We start from the raw sequence: 16,776 nt of genomic DNA on the forward strand, positions 1-16,776 counted from the left end.
TTGTCCCTCTTCCGGCCTCTTCCGTCCGCTGCCAAGTCACAAAAAAGGCAGCCGCCCCAGTCATCCCGCACACCATCTGCAAGATTCCCGGACCAGCCGCCCTCTATTCTTCCATTATCCTATCCCATGCCTCTGTCAAGACTCATGGTCACTTACGTGAAACTTCTTAAGATTCCCTATTTTCTGCCGTCTCTCCTCCAGAATCCCTTCCACCTCATCAATTGAAATCCCGCTCTCCACCATCATAACCACCAAATGATAGAGAAGATCACAGATCTCATTTGCAGTATCCTCATTCTCCCCATTCTTAGCAGCAATAATTACCTCGCTGCACTCCTCGCCGCACTTTTTCAATATTTTATCAAGTCCCTGCTCAAAAAGATAGCAGGTATAAGAACCTTCCTGTTTTACAGCCTTACGTTCCAAAGCCACATCATAAAGCCCCTTTATCACATCCATCATAAAAGCCGCCCTCCTTTTCCTAATTTATATTTCCTCTATCCTGTTAAAAAAACAGCTGTGTGCCCCTGTGTGACAGGCAACGCCTGTCTGAACCACCGTTACCAGCAAAGTATCCTTATCACAGTCTGCTTTTATATCCATCACCTTCTGAACATGTCCGGAAGTCGCACCCTTGTTCCACAGTTCCTGTCTGGAACGGCTGTAAAACCAGGTATATCCGGTCTCAAGGGTTTTCTGAAGGCTCTCCCGGTTCATGTAGGCCAGCATCAGCACCTCACCAGTGCCTGCCTCCTGCACAATGGCAGGTATCAAATCACTCTTCTCAAAATAACATTCTAAATTCATCCTCTACCTCCTGACCGGAATCTGTTTCTCTTTCAGATGTTCTTTTACCTGCTCTACAGTGAGCTCCCGGAAGTGGAACAGGGACGCCGCCAGTGCCGCGTCTGCTTTACTCTCCTTAAACACCTCTGAAAAATGCTCCAGCTTACCGCATCCGCCGCTAGCAATGACCGGTATGGAAACCACATCACAGACCGCATTGGTCAGTTCCAGATCAAAACCGTCGCGACATCCGTCTGTATCCATAGATGTGAGCAGGATCTCACCCGCTCCCAACTGCTGGCACTTCTGTGCCCATTGGACTGCGTCCAGTCCTGTATCTATCCTCCCGCCGTTCACCACGACTTTGAATCTGCCCTTCTCATCCCTTTTTGCATCAATGGCTGCTACCACGCATTGGCTTCCAAAAACAACCGCAGCCTCCCTGATAAGCTCAGGATTTTTAACTGCCGCGGAATTGACGGAAACCTTGTCGGCTCCGGCACGGAGGATTTCCCGGAAATCCTCCACTGTGCGGATACCACCCCCTACTGTAAGGGGCACAAATACATGCTTTGCCGTCCTGGATACCACATCCACCATAGTTCCTCTTCCCTCATGGGTAGCTGTGATATCCAGAAAACAGATTTCATCTGCTCCCTGCCTGTCGTACTCAATGGCGCATTCCACTGGATCTCCCACCTCTTTGATTCCCACAAAATTCACGCCCTTAACCACTTTGCCGTCTCTTACGTCCAGGCAGGGTATAATTCTCTTTGCTAACATGACTGCTCACCTGCCTTCTCTATGGCCTCGCGCAGGTCAAGTGCCCCGGTGTATACAGCCTTGCCGCAGATACATCCGTATAAGTCAAGATTTTTACAGTCAATAATGTCCTGAATGGAACGTACCCCGCCGCTTGCTATGATCCTGCAGGATACTCTTTCATTCAGTTTCCCAAGCTGTTCCGTATTGACCCCCGTAAGGGTGCCGTCCCTGGAGATATCTGTGTAGATAATGGTTCTGACCCCAGCATCCTCTACCGCCTGCGCCAGATCCAAATAGGTGACATCACTCTTTTTAAGCCAGCCCTCAGTGGCCACTATACCATTTTTAGCGTCTATGCCCACAGCTATTTTCTCACCGAATTCCCGGACTGCCTCTTTTACAAGAGACGGATTTTTTACAGCCGCGGAGCCCAGGATGACTCTTGAAATGCCTTTGTCTAAAAACCTTTCTATCGTTTCCATGCTGCGGATCCCTCCGCCCACCTCCACTTTAAGGCCGGACTCTTTGGCTGTTCTCTCAAATATCTCTTCGTTCACCGGTCTGCCGTCTTTTGCTCCGTCCAGGTCCACCATATGTATCCAGGCAGCGCCTGCTGTCCGGAAAGAAGCTGCCGTGTCATAGGGACTTTCCGCCACCTGATGGGCGGTTGCATAATCCCCTTTAACCAGCCGCACACACGTCTTGTCTTTTATATCAATTGCAGGTAATATAATCATTCTCTCACCAGCCTTGCAAAATTTTTCAGAAGTTCCAATCCCACTGCACCGCTTTTCTCAGGATGAAACTGGGCACCGTATACATATCCTCGGTGTACCAGAGCAGGGATCCGCTCATGATATACCGTATAACAGGATATATTCTCATCCCCCGTCTCTGCCCTAAAGGAATGGACAAAATATACATACGCATCCTTTGGCATCTTCTCTGTCATGGCGCAGGGATTTAAGACCCTCAGGTCATTCCATCCCATATGGGGTATTTTAAGGCCATTGCCGTCAATGAGCTGCACACAGCCCGGTATCAGCCCAAGGCCCTTTGTCTCTCCGAATTCATAACTCTTTTCAAACAGCATCTGCATACCGAGACATATGCCAAGAAGGGGCTTTTTCTGTGCCTCCTCCTTTATGACCTCTGCAAGCCCCTGCTCATTCAACATACGCATGGCATCCGGAAATGCCCCCACTCCCGGCAGTATCATGGCATCCGCACAGCGTATCTCTTCACAGTCCGCTGTGATGACGCTCTTCTCTTCCAAAAAATCAAGGGCATTCTTCACGCTGAAAAGATTGCCTGCCCCGTAATCTATAATCGCTATCATGCCAGCATCCCCTTTGACGAAAGTATTTTTCCTCCATTTGGTTCCAGTGCCTCTCTCAAGGCATGGGCTGCCGCCTTAAAAAGGGCTTCAATCTTATGGTGGTCATTTTCCCCATAGGGACACCGCAGATGCAGAGTGATACCGCCATTAAATGCAAATGCCCGGAAGAACTCCTTTACCATACAGCAGTCTAAGGTTCCCACGCTTTGATTGGCAAACTCCGCGTCAAACACCAGATAAGGCCGTCCGCTGATATCTAAGGAACAGAAGCCCAGTGCTTCATCCATAGGAATACAGAAGCTGCCGTATCTTCGGATACCGCCCTTTTCTCCCAGAGCCTTTGCAAATGTCTGCCCCATAACAATGCCCAGATCCTCAACGCTGTGATGGCAGTCTACCTCCAGGTCACCTTTCATATCCAAATCCATATCAAATCCGCCGTGTACACAAAATGCCTGCATCATGTGATCAAAAAATCCCACTCCGCAGGTTCCCATGTAACGTCCGCTTCCGTCCAGATTCCATCTCAGTCTGATGCTTGTCTCTTTTGTCTCTCTTGCAATCTCTCCGATTCTCAATCAGCTTCCTCCTTTCCATTCTGTATGTCTGTTACAGATGCCTGTCGATCCACAGACGGTAAATACACGTAACAGTTCAGCCTTCCACTGTCCCGCGAGGTGTTGCCTTGCATTTGCAAGGCAATCCCGAGGCAGCCACGCGCCAGACTGCGGTTTTTGCAGTCTGTGTGCATACTTTTGTTGCTATGAAGCCGAAAGGCTGAATAGTAACAAATACACAGTTATTGATCCAACAGTTCATCCAGTACACGGAGCACTGCTTCATTCTCCAGCTTCCTGCCGGCTGTCACCCGCAGATAACCGTTCATGTAACGGATGGAAATGCTTTTCTTTTTCATCTCTTCAAACACTTTATCCGCGTTTTTAACCTTCATAAAGATGAAGTTTGTGACAGTCGGATATAAACTCAGGATATCTGTTTTTTTCTCCTTCAGCTTTAACAGCCCCTGATACAGTTCATCTCTGGACTTCTGGATCGAACGGATACAGTTCTTAATGTAGTCCGGATGGTCTAAGACGGCACAGCCCACAGCCTGTGTCAGGGAGTTTACGTTATATGGGGACTTGAGGGCGTGCAGGATATCTGTCAGCTCTTTGCAGGCCGCGGCAAAACCCAGGCGTATAGCCGCCAGGCCCAGGGCCTTGGAACATGTCTTCAACACAATGAGATTATGGTATTTTTCAACCACATCCAGAACAGAACCTTCGGCAAAATCCATGTACGCTTCGTCCACGATCACCAGGGCGTCAGTACCCTCAATGATCTTTATGATATCGTCCCTGGAAAGCTTCAGGGATGTGGGATTACATGGGTTGGAAAAAATAAGCAGTCTGGCATTCTTATCTTTTGCCCGCTCCAGGATATCTGCGGCGCTGGTCACCATATCCTCTGCCTTCTGCAGCGCCTCCACACGGATATTGTTCATCTGCGCATAGAAGGTGTACATGGAGAAATCAGGAAGGGCCACCAGCATGGTATCCCCGCTCTCCAGAAAATTAGGAACAATGAGGGAGATCAGTTCGTCAGAACCGTTTCCCGCAGTCAGAAGTTCAGGCTTCACATGATAGAACCGTCCGAATTTTTCACAGAGCTTTACTGCAAAAGGGTCCGGGTAGCGGTTGAATTCCACCTGTTCCACAGCCTTCAGAACATCCCTGCGGATATCATCCGGCAGGTTCTGGAAGCTCTCATTTGCGTCCAGGCGAACATTGTATATCTCCGTTACCGGTTCATATATCTCCAGTCTCTTCAACTTCTCCGGGATCGTATACGCCATGATCTACGCCTCCTTTGCCCTGCGCTTCTGCACATCATTTTCCATCTTGTCGATCAAACTCTCGATTTCCTTTTTCCGCAGCTTCATGCTGGCAATATTTACGATCAGTCTGGCACTGACCGGACATACGTCCTCTGCCACCACCAGGCCATTCTCTTTCAGTGTGGTCCCAGTCTCCACAATATCCACAATGGCATCTGCCAGGCCCAGAACCGGAGCCAGCTCCACACTTCCCTCAATCTTTACAATATCCACATCCATACTCTTCTGCTCAAAGAAGTTCTTTGCCACGTTCACATATTTGCTGGCAATGGTCAGATTGTGATAGCCCTCGTACAGATTTTTCCCCTTTACGACTGCCAGTGCAAACCTGCATTTTCCGAATCCCAGGTCAGCCACTTCGTAAAAAGTACCACCTTTTTCCATGATCGTGTCTTTTCCCACAACACCCATGTCACAGACACCACTCTCCACATATGTCACCACATCTGCCGCTTTTGCAAGCACTACCTCTATTTCGCCGTCGCCTATGGGCATGATCAGCTTCCTACCCTTTTTCCTGGCATTGGTACAGTCATATCCCAGACGCTCCAGCATATCTATTGTCTTACTTTCCAGACGCCCTTTCGTCAGAGCGATTCTAATCGGTTTCATTTTTCTGCCTCCCAGTGAAAGATTCCAGCCCGCCCATTCAGGGCCGCCGTATCAGTTTTTTCTTGTTAAACAAACTGTGATATCTTCTCCCACCAGGTGTACTTTCGGTATCCCTCTCATTTTTGCATAATCAAAGGCTTCTTCCATGGTATCAAAAACACAGTTCTCCGTCAGCACGCCCTGGTCTTCCAGTGTCCTGCGGTGGTGGACTGCTTTTGACAAAAACTTCATATCCGGTGCGAACACCAGAATCTCCGGTATGGCCTCCGGCATGGGCTGAACCTTCTGGCTGGCCAGATCTACATTGATGCAGAAGCCCACAGAACAGTGGTCCTCCCCAAATTCTTTTATGAGTGTATCATAACGCCCGCCGGATAAAACCTGCTCTCCGATCCCCCGGAAATATCCCCGGAATATAAGATCCGTATAATACTCTGCCAGATTCACAAGGCCCAGGTCAATGATCACCTTATCCCCCAGCCCCAGTGTCTGCAGGTATTCATAGATTGTCTTCAGGTAATCCAGGCTCTCTCGCGCGCCGTTCTCATCAAACAGTTCATAGGCCTTTTCAAATACCTCTGAACCGCCGAACAGCCTGGGCAGTTTTAAAAGCGCCTGGGCTGCGCGGCTGTCCTGGTATTGTCCCAGCATATCGGTGAGAGAAGCATAGTTCTTCTGCTCGATCTGGAAACGTATATCTTCCTTTGTATCCTCATCCACATCCAGACTGTCCATGATCGCTTTGAAGTATCCAATATGGCACAACTCCAGACGGTATTTGCCACCGCTTATGATATCCAGGCTTCTGGATGCCAGCTCTACCACTTCCAGGTCACTTCTCAGGGGCACGCCACCGATCAGCTCAATACCTACCTGATTGATTTCTGTACTCTTTCCCTTCAGTTCGGGAAACATGCGGTAAATATTCTGGTTATAAAATAAACGGAGCGGCATCGGCATCCCTTTCAACCGGGTAGCCGCCAATCTGGCCGCGGGAACCGTACAATCCGGACGCAGCACCATAAGTCTTCCTTTATGGTCTGTGAGTTTGTACATGGACTCCTTGGGCAGATATTTTGCCGCCTTTCCAAACACATCATAAAATTCCAATGCAGGTGTCATCACCCGCCGATACCCCTGAGCGCCAAACAGGTCCTTCAGGGTCTTTGTCACCTGGGAACGCTGGTCGCACTCTCCAAACAGCAAATCTTTTGTTCCGTCCGGTGTAACCTTATCATAATATCTCATTTGCTGCCCCTGCCTTTCTGTTTTATTTTTCTTACTGTATGCTGCACATTCGCTGCGCTGTGATCTGTATAATGTCATTTATGCTCTGCCTTATCAATATATGTATTGGTGATGGTTTATCCCTCTGCCGTTTTGCGAGGAATTATACTCCGCTCACTTTAGCGTGCTACCATATTACCATCTGACCATAAAGTTGTCAACAAGCTTTTTGGGGAAATTACATATGTTTATGCAAAAAAACACCTTTCCGCTTATATCATTGCGGCCGGTCAGCTCCCTATGTTATACTGAATCCATATAAATACGCGGAACTGCCGCATGAAAATTAACGGAGGCTATATGAACAAGAAGCGGAAAATCTACATACTGGGATCAGCACTTGCTGTTGTTCTGGTTATCATTATTGCTTTCTACTTCTTCCACCAAATACGTCTTGGTGTGCAGGATGACAATCTGAGCAATCTGTCTGCTTTCGGCACCCAATTGGATGCGCATTTTAATGAGATGAACGACAAATATTTTTCCCTTCTGGAAAACTGCCTGGCGACTGTGCACAGCAGCAGCTATGACAGCCGTGAAGATATTCTTGACTATTTCAAGGACAGACATGATATCTGGAATTACCGTACAGCCGGAGTCATGGATAAAAAAGGGGAATATGTGACCATTGACGGGGATACCGGAAGGCTGAAAGATTTAAGCTTTACAGAAGAGAACGCGGGATACATAGATAATGACAGCATGAGTATTGTGAATTTCGGTATTGGAGATGAACTTCTATATTATGTTGAGCTTAAAGAAGGCATGGATGCCGCCTCTGAGATAGCCGGTATTTTTATAACACCTGCTTTTGATGAACTGGAATATCTTCTGGCACTGAATGTATACACAGAAGAGGGCTATGCCACGGTCATTGACCAGGAGGGAGATATCCTTCTCAAGCCCCATTATGAATACAACATGATGGTAACAGACAATTTTCTGGACAGCCTGGCGCTTTCTGACCAGGGAGGAGTGAAACCTAACATCCAGTTGGAACAGGATATGGCTGCCCGTGAATCCGGTTCCCTGATTTTTTCCCGGATGGGCAGGCGCAGCTATCTGGTGTATATGCCGGTGGGCAGCAGTTCCTGGTATCTGCTTGTCACCGTACCCGCTCATGTGCTGGAAACCACTGCGCGCTCTTTCCGCAATTTTATCATTGCCGCGATCCTTGTGACCATCGTCCTGCTGCTGTTCTTCTGTACCATCCATTTTACCGGAAGACAGCATATTATAGATGAAAAGAACAGGGAGATCCTGTCCAAAGAACAGATCAGCAAACAAAGGCTGGAGACAGCCCTGGAAGAGGCGAAACGGGCAAATCAGGCCAAATCCGTTTTTCTCTCCAATATGTCCCACGACATACGGACACCCATGAATGCCATAATCGGAATGACAAGAATCGCCCTCTCACATATAGATAAAAAAGAAAAAGTGCGGGACTGCCTTGTGAAGATTTCCGCCTCCTCGGCACATCTGTTGTCCCTGATCAATGATGTCCTCGACATGTCCAGAATCGAAAGCGGTAGACTTACACTGAACAGCGAACAATTTAACCTGAAGGATTTAATGGATACTTTGATCGGAATTATCCAGCCGCAGATCAGCAGCGGACATTTTGACTTTACTGTGGATATGAATGACGTGGAACACCTGGATCTCATCGGGGATCCTCTCCGTTTCAAACAGTTGTTTTTAAATATTGTGGGAAACTCTGTAAAATTCACGGACCCGGGCGGCAGGATCGCAGTAAAGGTACAGGAACTGCCCTCCCCTTCAGAAGATCCTGTGCGCCTGCGCTTTATTTTTTCTGACACAGGTATAGGTATGTCACCGGAATTTCTGAAACGGATGTTCCAGCCTTTTGAGCGCTCTGATGTGCCAAGAGCGTCTCAAATGGAAGGAACCGGCCTTGGCATGGCGATCACCAAAAATATCACGGAGTTAATGAAAGGAAGTATCCGCGCAGAAAGCAAAGAGGGTGAGGGAACCACATTTTATATTGAACTCCCCTTCCAAAAGGGTGCTCCCCAGCCATATCATCCTGATCCCTTTAAGGAACTTTCCCTTCCCCAGTCCGCTGCCTCTGACTCCGGCCATACAGGGAAGGATACTGACTATTCAAACCGTCATCTCCTTCTGGTTGAGGACAATGAGCTGAATCTGGAAATAGCAAAAGAACTTATCTCAGCCACAAATGTTCAGATCGACACTGCTGTAAACGGACAGGAGGCGCTGGATAAAGTATCTTCCTCGGCCCCGGGATATTACAGCCTTGTCCTGATGGACATCCGAATGCCCATCATGGACGGATATGAAGCGTGTCGCAGAATACGCAGGATCAACAGACCGGATCTGCAGGACCTGCCTGTCATCGCCATGACTGCCGACGCTTTTGCAGAGGACAGGCAGCAGGCCCTTGACGCCGGAATGAACGGCCATATCTCCAAGCCTATTGACCTCCGTGAGCTGTATAATATTCTTGAAAAGTATTTAGCGTAAAAAAGTCCTGCCCGTAGGACTTAAAGGCTGTCTACACAGCCATCATCCCCGCAAGCCATACACTGGCCATGATCCCTGCAAGCGTTGCCAGCAGGGCACCAGGTATGGTGTAGCGGGTATTTTTAACTTTTGCGGCAATAAAATAGACGGACACTGTATAGAAAATTGTCTCTGTACAGGACATCATCACAGATGCGATGAGTCCGATCCTGGAGTCCGTCCCAAACTCTTTGAAAATGTCCAGCACAAGCCCTGTGGCCGCACTGGAGGAGAACATTTTCACTATGGTCAGCGGCACCAGCTGCGCAGGAAATCCCACCGCGCCTGTGAGCCTGCCAAGCTGTCCTCCCAGCATATCCAGAAATCCCGATGCCCGCAGAACCCCCACTGCCACCATTAATCCTATCAGGGTGGGAAGGATCTGCACAACTGTTTTCAGACCATCCTTTGCGCCTTTTACAAAATCCTCGTACACATCACATTTCATCAGGATACCGAATCCCACTATGTAAAACAGAATAAGCGGAATGATAACTTCCGACAAAAAGAGTAAAACCCTCATATACTCACCGGCTGTCCCGTCTTTCTTCTAGTTTACGCAATAACAGCCAAAAAAAGTACCTGCACCGCATCCGTTCAGCCGATCACTTCCTGGGACACTGCCCCGGATCAGCCTCCTTTGACCACGTTGGTCTTCCACTTTCCGGAGAGCAGGAACCACAGGATCAATATAAGGCTTCCCGCAGACGCTGCGGGAGCACCGATCCCCACGCCCATGATTCCCATTCCCATAATGCTGCCAAAGAGAAAACTGGCCGGGATGCGCAGAAGCAGCGCGGAAAGCATGGAGTTCATCAGTGTAAATGTCGTGTGTCCTGTGGCAATAAACAGACCGTTCAGGCAGAAACACAGGGGCACAAGCAGATAGTCAAAGCTGAATGTGCTGATATATTCCACACCGATCCGTATCATCTCTGTATTGCTGCTGTCGAACATCCGCAGGATATCCTCCGGAAAGATCCTAACCAGAATAAAGATAAGATAACTGCACACCACTGCCGCCAAGGTTCCCACTCTGCATGTCTTCTTCACTCTGTCCCACTGCCCTGCACCCACATTCTGGGCACACATAGTAGAGATAGAGCTTCCCATGGCCACTGCGGGCATAATGGCAAATCCATTGAATTTTCCCACCACTCCCACTGCCGCAGATGCATTGACACCGCCGATGGAATTTACCAGTGCGGTAATAATCAGGAAAGAAAAACTGGTCACACCGTTCTGGATGGCCGCCGGGGTACCGATCTTGAAGATCATCTCCAGTTCATGTTTATAAATACGAAAGGAGGAAGGCCGGAAGTCAAATACAAATCCGTTCCTTACCATATAGATAATACACAGTATCATACTCAGCGCCTGAGAAAACACAGTGGCCACTGCAGCACCGAATGCCCCCCAGCCAAGTCCTGCAACCAGTACCAGGTCCAGGATAATGTTAGTCACACATGCGATCAGCACAAAATAAAAGGGCCTTTTGCTGTCACCCATGCCCCTCATCACTGCGGATAACACGTTATAGCCGAAAATAAAAATAATACCGGTCAATGTCACGGTCAGGTAACGGCTGGCTTCCTCAAAAGATTCCTCCGGCGTCCGGATCCACCCCAGTATCTGTGTTTTCAGAAGAAGGGAAATCACTGTGATGATCACCGCAGCGCAGATCAGGGTAGTCATCAGTGTGGCCACTGCCCTGCGCATCTCCTCTCTCTTCTGCGCGCCCAGATATTGGGCTATAAGTACGGTTCCTCCGGTACACAGCCCTACCACAATGTTCGTCAGAATAAATGTCACCTGACCTCCAATGTTCACTCCCGACATGCTTACAGTACCGCTGAAATTTCCCACTATCAACATATCTGCCACGTTGTAGCAGGACTGGATAATGTTTGACACCAGAAACGGGACTGCAAACAGGATCAGTTGTTTTACAACATTTCCCTTGGATAAATCTTTTTCAAAACTGCTCATATATCACAACTCCTCTTTTACGTATAACTATGGGCATCGGCTATTTTATGCAGTCCATGCTGTCAGGCGCAATACATCCCGCAGGCTGTCAAGGCGCTCTGTCTGCGGAGACAGACGGGCCGCTTATCTTCCGGTGCTTACAGTTCCTTTTTATTATGAACCTTATATTCTTTTTCTGCAATCCTTTATCTCTTTCTTAAACCCCTAACAGCAGCTTATGTACTGTTTAAATTTAGCATTAATAATCTTTTTGTCCATTATTGCTAATTTTGATACGATATTCCATAGAAACCGCACCTGTTTTCGATATAATAAAAACTAACAAGAGAAAACACCCAAAGAAAAGGAGAATGCAGATATGATGACATTGGTTATAATGGCGGCTGGTATGGGAAGCAGATACGGCGGTCTGAAACAAATTGACCCGGTAGGAAGACATGGGGAATTTATCCTGGACTATTCCGTTTACGATGCCGTCAAAGCAGGATTTGACAAGGTTATCTTTATCATCAAAAGAGAAAACCTGGATGTATTCCGGGAGACTGTGGGAAAACGTCTGGAAAAAGTCATTCCTGTAGAATATGCATTTCAGGAGATCACAGAGGTTCCCGAGGGTGCCAGGGTTCCCAAGGACCGCACAAAACCATGGGGAACTGCCCATGCGGTGTGGAGCTGCCGGAATCTGGTGAACGGTCCCTTTGCAGTGATCAACGCGGACGATTTCTATGGAAGAGAGGCCTTCACTCTGCTGCACGACTTTTTCATGAACCTGCCGAAGGATACCTCAAAATATCATTTCTGCATGGCCGGCTACCTTCTCAAAAACACTCTGACGGAAAACGGACACGTGGCAAGAGGAATCTGCACTGCGGACGACGGATATCTGACCACAGTTACGGAGCGGACCAAAATACAACGGAACCAAGGGCAGACACAGTTTTACGAGGAAGACCGGGGCTGGACAGATATTGACGAGAACAGTATCGTATCCATGAACTGCTGGGGCTTTACCCCTGATATATTCAGGGAAATCGAAGATCAGATGCGGGAATTTTTTGCTGACAGCACAGACAGGCTTGCCAAAAAAGAATTTTTCCTTCCCTCCGTGGTGCAGGAACTTATGGATACCCAGAAATGTGATGTAAAGGTCATGGACACCCCTGCCAAATGGTACGGAGTCACTTACCATGAAGATAAAGAAAAGATTGTAAATTTCATAGATCGGATGATCCATGAAGGTACATACCCCGAAACTCTGTGGAACGAAAAAGGAGAATGAACATGCTGGAAAGAATCAAAAATGAAATTGTAAAAGCGTTTCTCTTTGACGGAGATTTTATCTACGCAGAACCCTTTGGCTGCGGCCATATTAACGCCACCTATGCCGTATATTTCCGAAGAGAGACAAAACCGCCTGTGCGCTATATTCTGCAGGCAGTCAATACCACTATTTTCACAGATCCACAGGGTCTGATGGAAAATATCCAGGGTGTCACCTCTCACCTCCGTAAAAAAATTCTGGAGCAGGGCGGAAATCCCGAACGTGAGACACTGACCCTCATACCCACACGGGACGGAAAGCTTCTCTACGAGGACAGCCAAGGGGGATTCTGGCGCAGTTATGCTTTTATTGAGAATGCCACCTGCCATCAGTCTGTTGACCGCCCGGTCCTCTTCACCAACGCAGCCAGAGCCTTTGGCCGTTTCCAGAAACTATTGGCTGACTATCCGGCTGACACCTTGCATGAGACCATTGCGAACTTTCACAACACGGCAGACAGATATGCCCTCTTTGAAAAGGCTGTTGCCGGGGATATCGCAGGCCGGGCCGCATCTGTAGAAAAAGAAATCCGATTTTTTCTGGACAGGAAGGCAGACGGTGCCGTTGTGACAGATGCCATCGCAGAGGGGCGCCTCCCCCTGCGTGTTACCCACAATGACACCAAGTTAAATAACATTATGATGGACAATGATACCGATGAGGGCATCTGCGTCATTGATCTGGACACCGTTATGCCCGGCTCCGTACTTTATGATTTTGGGGACAGTATTCGTTTCGGCGCAAGCACGGCTGATGAGGATGAACAGGACCTTTCCCTTGTCTCCATGGATCTGGGACTTTTTGAAGCTTACACTGCAGGCTTTCTCTCTGAAGCCGGGGCTTCTCTCACCCGGGAAGAGATTGAACTCCTCCCCTTCTCCGCCAAGCTTCTGACACTGGAGTGCGGAATGCGTTTTCTCACAGATTACTTAAACGGTGATACTTATTTCCGCATCCACAGGGAACATCACAACCTGGACCGGTGCAGAACACAGATCACCCTCGTAGCCGATATGGATTGTAAAATGGAAGAGATGCAGAGGATCGTGTCAAAATATGTGTAAACCCATGTCGGGACAGTGAAAGGCAGAACTGTTACCCAGACACCATGAAGTATGTGGAACATCACTTGACATAAAGAAAAAACTGGCGTAAGATACGGACAAATCCGGTCGTACACCAGTTTTTTTATGCAAAGGAGAATACCCATGGAACAGTCTCTGTCTATTGAACGAATCCTGAAAGAACTTTATCATATATCCGGTTTCCGCATCAGCATTTATGACACGAATTTTCGTGAAATAGCCGCTTACCCTCATGAACTTGGACGCTTCTGCCAGGTCATACAGAAGCACCCTGAAGGGAAACGCCTCTGTGTTGAACATGACACCATGGCATTCGGACGTGTGCGGGAGCAGGAAAAGCTCCATATCTATAAATGCCATTTCGGACTGTTCGAGGCAGTCGCCCCTCTGTACAGCTTCGGCACACTCACAGGCTATCTGATGATGGGACAGACCCTGGAAGCGGGACCGGAGGCAGATAAAACGCCGTATGAAATGGCCCTTCCCCTGGTATCTGATACGGATGCTTTAAAAGAAGCGGTTGCCCGGATTCCTGTCCGGGAGCAGAGGACCATTGACTCCCTGGTGACCATAATGGAGGTCTGTGCCCAGTATATTACACTCAGCAACCGCATGAACCTTTCCAAAAATGAACTTGTCAGTGAGGTCCACAGCTACATTCTGAAACATTATGACCAGAAGCTCACCATTGATGACCTCTGCCGCCAATTCTTCTGCAGTCGTGCCTCTCTGACCAGAAAATTCAGAGAAACCTATCATATCTCCATCCATGATTATATCTGCCAGGTACGCCTGGAAAACGGGTGCAGGCTGCTCCGCAGCACCTCTCTCAGCATTGGGGAGATCGCGTTTTCTTGCGGCTACGGAGACCAGAATTACTTTACCCGGGCTTTTTGCAGAGCCTATGGACTGACCCCTATGCAGTACAGAAAAAAGGATAGCGTTTAAACGGCTGTATAAAAGTGGTGAAGACTCATCTGATCACGGTTCTGATACACAGATTCAGAACGCCGCACAGAGCCATGACCAGGATAGGATTCCATTTCAGCTTACGCAGCACCACAAATGCCGCGACGAATAATCCTGCTCCAATCCAGTTGACAGCGTGCAGACTCACACCTGAATCCGCGAACAGCACCACCCGCAGGATGGAAATGCCCGCCGCCGCGATCAGGGCAACCACAGCCGGTCTGAGACAGGCCAGCACCGACTGCATGGCAGACACCCCTTTATATTTGTAATAGATATAAGCAAGCAGGGATACGATGAGACAGGAGGGCAGAATACAGCCAAAGGTTGCAATGACCGCCCCCTGCCATCCTGCAATATGGATTCCCACAAATGTGGCTGAATTGACAGCTATGGGGCCGGGTGTCATCTCCGCTATGGTGATCAGATCTGTAAACTGACCCATAGTCAGCCATTTATGTGCCTCCACTACCTGATTCTGGATCAATGGCAATGCCGCATAGCCGCCGCCTATACTGAACAGCCCCACCTGCAGGAAGCTTAAAAACAATTTAATATAGATCACGCCGATTTCCCCTTTCTGTATATCCAGACTGCTTTTCCGGCTCCCAGAAGTCCGGCAGTCAGAATAATATAAATGACATTCACATTAAAAAAGAATGTAGCGGCAAAAGCTGCTGCCATGATGATAATGCTGAATACACTTTTTTCCTTCAGCACACTGCCGCCCAGACTGCATGTCACATCCAGGATCACGGCGGCAACTCCTGCCTGCATTCCTTTTAACACCAAAGCCACATATACGTTGCTGGCAAACGCGGCATAGAACAACGAGATGACTGACAGGATAATCATAGGCGGCAGGATCGTCCCCAGTACGGCTGTAAGCATACCGGCAAACCCGCATACCCGCCACCCCACTAAAATAGCGGCGTTCACTGCAATGGCTCCGGGCGATGATTGGGCCAGAGCCACCAGATCCAGCATTTCCTGTTCATCTATCCAGTGAAGTTCATCCACAAACTTCCTTTTCATAAATGTAACGATCACAAATCCCCCGCCGAATGTAAAACTGCTTATATAAAGCGTACTTAAAAACAATTCCAGCAGAAGATGTTTCTTCTTTAACTCATTATTTAACTCATTTTTTATTTCATTCTTTTCCATATCTTTATTCTGCCCCCTTTTTTCCATCATATCCCTTGTGCATGGATATGTAAAATGCTATTATTTTATTGATATGATATCATTTCAGTTATGAATTGAGGGAAAATAATGACTATACGGCATATGAGGATTTTTCTCGAAGTTTACCGCATGGAAAACATCACCCAGGCGGCTAAGAGGCTTCACATGACACAGCCTGCCGTTACAAGGGCGATCCAGGAGATTGAGCGGCATTATGGTGTACGGCTGTTTGACCGGATGAACAGAAGGCTGTTTGTCACAGAGGCGGGACGGCAGTTTTACGCCCAGTCCCTTCCTATTGTGGAATCTTTTGATATGATGGAAAAGGGTCTGCTAAACGGAGATGCATTCGGCGTACTCCGGGTAGGGGCGAGTATCTCCCTGGGAAATTTTTTCCTCCCCGAGCTGATATGTGAATTCCGTAAAAAACGGCCGGATATGAAAGTGAAAGCCACCGTTTCCAATGCAGGGAACCTGCAGAAGGGCCTGCTGGATAATGAACTGGATCTGGCCCTGATCGAAGGGGGCATTTCAGAATCTGAGCTGGAGACACGGGCTTTCTCAGAAGACCGGCTGGTGCTGATCCTGCCTGTGGGACATGAACTGGCAGAAAAGGAGAAAGTGTTTGTGGAGGATTTAAAGAAGTGTGATTTTCTTGCCAGGGAGAAAGGAAGTGTGGGGAGGACTTTGCTTGATCACGTGTTTGCAGTTAGGGGAATAAAAATGGAGCCGCTTTGGGAGAGCGCAAGCACACAGGCCATTATCAAAGGGGTCAAAAAGGGGATTGGCATATCCGTTCTGCCGGAGAGACTGGTAGAGAAAGAAATTGCGGAGGGAAATGTGTGTACCAGGGAAATTGAGGATGAGCAGTTTCACAGAGTACATTATGTGGTCTGGCACAGAAATAAGTTTTTGACAGACGGAGGAAAGGCTTTTCTGGAAATGGCAATAGCGCTTGGAAAAAAAGACAGGTATTAAAAAACTGCAGATGTTC

At 48.2% G+C, this 16,776-nt stretch carries 18 protein-coding genes; 5 read left to right on the top strand and 13 right to left on the bottom strand.

The genetic code is table 11. From position 1 onward, the window contains the following. Positions 1-135: 135 nt before the first annotated feature. From hisE to hisZ, 9 genes are all read right to left on the bottom strand, one after another. Complete coding sequence (gene hisE / locus BLCOC_RS25755; protein WP_018595503.1) at positions 136-462, bottom strand: phosphoribosyl-ATP diphosphatase; 327 nt, start codon at positions 460-462, stop codon at positions 136-138. Positions 463-486: 24 nt separating this feature from the next. After that, entirely contained in the window at positions 487-807 is a 321-nt protein-coding gene (gene hisI / locus BLCOC_RS25760; protein ID WP_115623803.1) for a phosphoribosyl-AMP cyclohydrolase, read from the bottom strand. A 3-nt stretch (positions 808-810) separates the two neighbouring features. Next, complete coding sequence (gene hisF, locus BLCOC_RS25765) at positions 811-1,569, bottom strand: imidazole glycerol phosphate synthase subunit HisF (protein ID WP_029471402.1); 759 nt, start codon at positions 1,567-1,569, stop codon at positions 811-813. Then, positions 1,563-2,288 (bottom strand): 1-(5-phosphoribosyl)-5-[(5-phosphoribosylamino)methylideneamino]imidazole-4-carboxamide isomerase, encoded by a 726-nt coding sequence (hisA, locus tag BLCOC_RS25770; protein WP_115623804.1) that lies wholly within the window; start codon positions 2,286-2,288, stop codon positions 1,563-1,565. Before hisA ends, hisF begins: the two co-directional genes overlap by 7 nt. After that, positions 2,285-2,890, bottom strand: a complete 606-nt coding sequence (gene hisH, locus BLCOC_RS25775) for an imidazole glycerol phosphate synthase subunit HisH (RefSeq protein WP_115623805.1) — start codon at positions 2,888-2,890, stop codon at positions 2,285-2,287. The genes hisA and hisH overlap by 4 nt, the downstream gene beginning before the upstream one ends. Further along, on the bottom strand, positions 2,887-3,468 hold the full coding sequence (hisB, locus tag BLCOC_RS25780) for an imidazoleglycerol-phosphate dehydratase HisB (RefSeq protein WP_115623806.1): 582 nt from the start codon (positions 3,466-3,468) through the stop codon (positions 2,887-2,889). Before hisB ends, hisH begins: the two co-directional genes overlap by 4 nt. A gap of 221 nt (positions 3,469-3,689) precedes the next feature. After that, positions 3,690-4,745, bottom strand: a complete 1,056-nt coding sequence (hisC, locus tag BLCOC_RS25785; protein ID WP_115623807.1) for a histidinol-phosphate transaminase — start codon at positions 4,743-4,745, stop codon at positions 3,690-3,692. A gap of 3 nt (positions 4,746-4,748) precedes the next feature. Continuing rightward, complete coding sequence (gene hisG, locus BLCOC_RS25790; RefSeq protein ID WP_018595496.1) at positions 4,749-5,399, bottom strand: ATP phosphoribosyltransferase; 651 nt, start codon at positions 5,397-5,399, stop codon at positions 4,749-4,751. A gap of 51 nt (positions 5,400-5,450) precedes the next feature. Next, positions 5,451-6,647, bottom strand: coding sequence for an ATP phosphoribosyltransferase regulatory subunit (hisZ, locus tag BLCOC_RS25795; protein WP_029471406.1), 1,197 nt, complete (start codon positions 6,645-6,647; stop codon positions 5,451-5,453). Between the two features lie 339 nt (positions 6,648-6,986). Between hisZ and BLCOC_RS25800 the strand changes: the two genes are divergently transcribed. After that, positions 6,987-9,191 carry an ATP-binding protein gene (locus tag BLCOC_RS25800; RefSeq protein WP_165907231.1) on the top strand — a complete coding sequence of 735 codons (2,205 nt, stop codon included), beginning with the start codon at positions 6,987-6,989 and terminating at the stop codon, positions 9,189-9,191. Between the two features lie 31 nt (positions 9,192-9,222). Here BLCOC_RS25800 and BLCOC_RS25805 read toward each other — a convergent pair whose 3' ends face one another. Together BLCOC_RS25805 and BLCOC_RS25810 are read right to left on the bottom strand one after the other, a co-directional pair. Then, positions 9,223-9,753, bottom strand: coding sequence for a spore maturation protein (locus tag BLCOC_RS25805; RefSeq protein WP_018595493.1), 531 nt, complete (start codon positions 9,751-9,753; stop codon positions 9,223-9,225). A 107-nt stretch (positions 9,754-9,860) separates the two neighbouring features. Then, a complete protein-coding gene (locus tag BLCOC_RS25810; RefSeq protein ID WP_029471408.1) occupies positions 9,861-11,219 on the bottom strand; it encodes an MATE family efflux transporter in 1,359 nt (452 codons plus the stop codon). Positions 11,220-11,577: 358 nt separating this feature from the next. Between BLCOC_RS25810 and BLCOC_RS25815 the strand changes: the two genes are divergently transcribed. From BLCOC_RS25815 to BLCOC_RS25825, 3 genes are all read left to right on the top strand, one after another. Next, complete coding sequence (locus BLCOC_RS25815) at positions 11,578-12,498, top strand: nucleotidyltransferase family protein (RefSeq protein WP_115623809.1); 921 nt, start codon at positions 11,578-11,580, stop codon at positions 12,496-12,498. A 2-nt stretch (positions 12,499-12,500) separates the two neighbouring features. After that, positions 12,501-13,604 (top strand): phosphotransferase enzyme family protein, encoded by a 1,104-nt coding sequence (locus BLCOC_RS25820; protein ID WP_242999007.1) that lies wholly within the window; start codon positions 12,501-12,503, stop codon positions 13,602-13,604. Between the two features lie 144 nt (positions 13,605-13,748). Further along, positions 13,749-14,573, top strand: a complete 825-nt coding sequence (locus BLCOC_RS25825; protein WP_029471411.1) for a PocR ligand-binding domain-containing protein — start codon at positions 13,749-13,751, stop codon at positions 14,571-14,573. A gap of 25 nt (positions 14,574-14,598) precedes the next feature. On the opposite strand, the gene BLCOC_RS25830 is transcribed toward BLCOC_RS25825, so the two are convergent. Further along, a complete protein-coding gene (locus BLCOC_RS25830; protein WP_115623811.1) occupies positions 14,599-15,159 on the bottom strand; it encodes a chromate transporter in 561 nt (186 codons plus the stop codon). Continuing rightward, the gene (locus BLCOC_RS25835) at positions 15,156-15,761 is read right to left on the bottom strand and encodes a chromate transporter (RefSeq protein ID WP_026255499.1); all 606 of its coding nucleotides are present in this window, start codon (positions 15,759-15,761) and stop codon (positions 15,156-15,158) included. The genes BLCOC_RS25830 and BLCOC_RS25835 overlap by 4 nt, the downstream gene beginning before the upstream one ends. A 108-nt stretch (positions 15,762-15,869) precedes the next feature. Between BLCOC_RS25835 and BLCOC_RS25840 the strand changes: the two genes are divergently transcribed. After that, positions 15,870-16,760 (top strand): LysR family transcriptional regulator, encoded by an 891-nt coding sequence (locus tag BLCOC_RS25840; RefSeq protein ID WP_115623812.1) that lies wholly within the window; start codon positions 15,870-15,872, stop codon positions 16,758-16,760. Positions 16,761-16,776 lie beyond the last annotated feature (16 nt).

Source organism: Blautia coccoides, assembly GCF_034355335.1.
GTDB lineage: Bacteria > Bacillota > Clostridia > Lachnospirales > Lachnospiraceae > Blautia > Blautia producta.